The following is a 3,835-nucleotide window of genomic DNA, read 5'->3' as shown; positions in this document are numbered from 1 at the left end:
CTCGGCACCGGCGGTGCCCTGTTGCAGGGAGTGCACGTTACCCGTTTAGGTCATCGTAGTTTGGCCGATAAACCTGTTAAGGTTAAAGATCCTCGTGGTTTTGAACGATATTGGATCGCCGGTGTAGGTGAGGTATTGGATAAAGAGCCGGGGACTGACTTTTTTGCAATAGAGCAAGGATGTGTTTCCATCACACCGTTGCAGATCGATATGACCCAATACGATGCAATGGAAAACTTGGGAAGTTGGCTTGAGGAAATTCTGTGACCCATCTGAATCTTGAAGGAATTGGAATGACATCCCGGCGCACCCGGGATCGTCTGATTGCCCGCCTTCGGGAACAGGGTATAAAAGATGAAACCGTACTTGAAGTGGTACGGGATACCCCGCGACATATCTTCATTGATGAAGCTTTGGCGCATCGGGCCTACGAAGATACCGCATTGCCTATCGGATATAATCAGACAATCTCGCAACCCTATAGCGTAGCAAGAATGACGGAGCTGCTGTTGGCAGCGGGGCCGATGACGTCTGTCTTGGAGGTTGGGACCGGATCTGGATACCAAACCTCAGTTCTGGCGCAATTGGTGGACAATGTATTTAGTGTTGAGCGTATTAAACCTTTACAGGATAAAGCGCGTAAGCGTTTGCAATTGTTGAAATTGCACAATACGCAGCTCATGCATACTGATGGCGGTATGGGATGGCCTTCAAAGGCACCGTTTGATGGAATTATGGTGACGGCGGCGCCAGAAGAGGTGCCTGCGGAGCTCATGAGCCAGTTGGCAATAAACGGTCGTCTGATTATTCCAGTGGGTGGTCGTAGTCAGGAGCTAAAGCTGATTATTCGCACTTCCGAGGATAGTTTTACAACCGAGGTTGTCGAAGGTGCTAAATTTGTACCTCTATTAAGTGGAACCGTACGTTAATAATGGACAATGGAATGACAAGCGGTCGCAGCTGGCGTGACTATCTGATTTTATCAGGCAAAGGCGCGATGATGGGGGCCGCAGACGCTGTTCCCGGTGTGTCGGGTGGTACTATCGCCTTTATGACCGGCATTTACGAGGAGCTGATCGGTTCTTTGCGTCGATGTGGGCCTGAAGCGTTGGGTGTATTGTATAAGCAGGGGCTAGGTGAAGCGTGGCGTTACGTAAATGGCTCCTTTTTGCTTACCTTATTAGTGGGGATTCTGTTCAGCGTAGCTAGTTTTGCGCGTGGTGTATTGTTTCTGCTGAGCAATTATCCAGAGATGCTCTGGTCATTCTTCTTCGGTTTGATTCTGGCTTCAAGTTGGCTGGTGGTTCAGCAGATAGAGAACTGGCGGGGAAATGCTTTTACTGCATTTCTAACGGGCACGATACTCGCGTATATGGTGACATCGATTGCGCCCGCGGCGATTGAGCCAACCCCGCTGATGATTTTTTTATCGGGCATGATCGCTATTTGTGCCATGATTCTACCGGGTATATCCGGTAGTTTTATCCTGCTATTGTTAGGCATGTACGCACCGATTTTGGGTGCCGTAAAGTCAGTCGATTTACCGGTTCTGGGCTTGTTTATTACCGGTTGTGTGATCGGCTTGCTGAGCTTTTCTCGCGTGTTGAGCTGGATGTTTAGCTCATATCGAGTAGCGACTTTGGCGTTACTTGGCGGCTTCATGTTGGGCTCCTTGAATAAAGTCTGGCCGTGGAAATATACCACTGCATATACCATCAACCGGCATGGTTTGGAGGTTCCTTTGGTACAGGAAAATATCCTGCCTGGCAGTTATGAGGTAATGACCGGACAGGATGCGTATCTGGCAATGTCTCTGGTGTTGATGGCGGTAGGTGCGCTGGTCGTAGTGCTGATTGCCCGAACGGCCGGAACTGGAAAAAATCAGGGGTGATGGGTGACGAGAGGCGCAGGTTGGCTGATTTCAGCGATCATCGCTGTGTTGATCGCCGGGTGTGCCAGTCCACAAAAAGTACCGGTGCATGATCGGTCGCGGACAAAAGTTGTTCGTTCTGCTCCATCAGTTTCATCATCTGCCGTTTATACCGTTCGCAAGGGTGATACTCTTTACGCCATTGCATTTCGTCACGGTGTGGATTACCGCACCGTTGCACGCCTAAATAAGATTCCCGCAGGTTATCAGATCTACCCCGGTCAGCGATTGATTCTGAAACCCTCTGCACAAAAAATTGTCCGAGAAAGTAGTACTCGTAAGAAAAAAACTGTCACTAAACAGCCGGTTGTCGACAATTCTTCAAAAAAACAGGTAAAGAAGCGCGACGTACCGCCGAAAACAGTTGGAAGTAGGAATACGAGTGCATCAGTTTCAAAGCAGACTCGACCTAAAACTAAAAAGACCGTCTCTGGGGCGCCAATTCGTTGGCAATGGCCCAGTAAAGGTAGGCTGATTCAGTCCTTTAAGACCAAAGGGCAGGTCAATAAAGGACTAAATCTGGCCGGGCGGACAGGCGATCCTGTATTTGCTGCTGCCACGGGGAGTGTAGTGTATGCGGGTAACGGACTGCTGGGGTATGGCAATCTTATCATCATAGATCATAACCAGAAGTTCTTAAGTGCTTACGCCCACAACAGTCGCGTTTTAGTAAGAGAAAGTGATAAGGTTAAAGCGGGCGAGAAGATCGCCGAAATGGGGCGCAGTGGGGCTGAACGCGTCATGCTGCATTTCGAGATTCGCCGCGATGGTGTGCCAGTGAACCCGTTAAAATATCTGCCCAAGAAACAATAAGTTATTTTGCGGCTATAAATATAAAAGGGTGGCATTTGACCAAGGACATCAGAGGGGTTGGTAATGGAAAAAGTTGATAAGGATTGTGAGTTGGAAAAGGCATCGGACGATGTAGAGTTAGATGATGCTGTGGACAAGTCAACATCCAAAAGCCAGAAGAAAGAATCGGATGATGTTCCCGAGATTATCGCGAGTGGTCGTGGGCGTGGTAGCCTTGCGCACAATGACCTCCTGAATGCGAAAACTCTGGATGCCACACAGCTATATCTCAATGAAATCGGCTTTTCTCCACTGCTGACTGCAGAAGAAGAAGTTTATTACTCCCGTCGCGCGTTGAAAGGTGATGAAGCATCCCGGCAACGTATGATTGAGAGTAACCTGCGATTGGTTGTTAAGATCGCGCGCCGTTACATTAACCGCGGCCTGACTCTGCTTGATTTGATTGAAGAGGGTAATTTAGGTCTTATTCGAGCGGTTGAGAAATTTGATCCGGAACGTGGTTTCCGTTTTTCGACGTACGCGACCTGGTGGATTCGTCAGACGATCGAGCGGGCGATCATGAACCAGACCCGGACGATCCGTTTGCCTATCCATGTGGTTAAAGAGCTCAACGTGTATCTGCGTGCAGCTCGCGAGCTGGCGCAAAAACTGGATCACGAACCGTCGGCGGAAGAGATCGCTCAGCTGGTTAACAAGCCGGTTGAAAATGTTGAGCGGATGCTGGGCTTGAACGAGCGTGTCAGCTCGGTAGACACCCCGATGGGGCAGGATTCTGATAAGTCGCTACTGGACACCATTCCTGATCAGGAAACCTCTGATCCTGAAACGTTGCTGCAGAAAACCAATATCAGCGGTAACCTGGATAAATGGTTAACGATGTTGCCTGAGAAGCACTCAGAAGTGTTGGCGCGCCGTTTTGGTTTGCGTGGATATGAGATGAGTACGCTGGAAGAGGTCGGCAGCGAAATTGGTTTGACGCGCGAACGTGTGCGTCAAATTCAGGTTGAAGCGTTACGTAAGCTGCGCGAGATTGTGGAAAAGAATGGCTTGAGTGGCGAGGATTTGTTGCAGTAAGTCATTACGATATCTTTT

General features: G+C 49.3%; 4 protein-coding genes and 1 pseudogene. All 5 read left to right on the top strand.

Annotated elements, in window-relative coordinates; genetic code table 11:
- Nucleotides 1-267 (top strand): annotated as a pseudogene (locus ABYW01_RS16315) (5'/3'-nucleotidase SurE); the annotation flags it as partial.
- A 26-nt stretch (nucleotides 268-293) separates the two neighbouring features.
- Nucleotides 294-929 (top strand): protein-L-isoaspartate(D-aspartate) O-methyltransferase, encoded by a 636-nt coding sequence (locus tag ABYW01_RS16310; protein WP_372834707.1) that lies wholly within the window; start codon nucleotides 294-296, stop codon nucleotides 927-929.
- A 14-nt stretch (nucleotides 930-943) separates the two neighbouring features.
- A complete protein-coding gene (locus ABYW01_RS16305; RefSeq protein WP_372834705.1) occupies nucleotides 944-1,891 on the top strand; it encodes a DUF368 domain-containing protein in 948 nt (315 codons plus the stop codon).
- Nucleotides 1,892-1,894: 3 nt separating this feature from the next.
- Nucleotides 1,895-2,743, top strand: coding sequence for a peptidoglycan DD-metalloendopeptidase family protein (locus ABYW01_RS16300; protein ID WP_372834703.1), 849 nt, complete (start codon nucleotides 1,895-1,897; stop codon nucleotides 2,741-2,743).
- Between the two features lie 63 nt (nucleotides 2,744-2,806).
- Nucleotides 2,807-3,817 (top strand): RNA polymerase sigma factor RpoS, encoded by a 1,011-nt coding sequence (rpoS, locus tag ABYW01_RS16295; RefSeq protein ID WP_372834701.1) that lies wholly within the window; start codon nucleotides 2,807-2,809, stop codon nucleotides 3,815-3,817.
- The last annotated feature ends 18 nt before the right edge of the window (nucleotides 3,818-3,835 follow it).

The sequence above is a fragment of the Pontibacterium sp. genome, from assembly GCF_041587635.1.
Taxonomy (GTDB): Bacteria; Pseudomonadota; Gammaproteobacteria; order Pseudomonadales; family Balneatricaceae; genus Pontibacterium.
The sequence above is the reverse complement of the archived record's forward strand: the minus strand, read 5'-3'. Positions and strand labels throughout refer to the sequence as shown.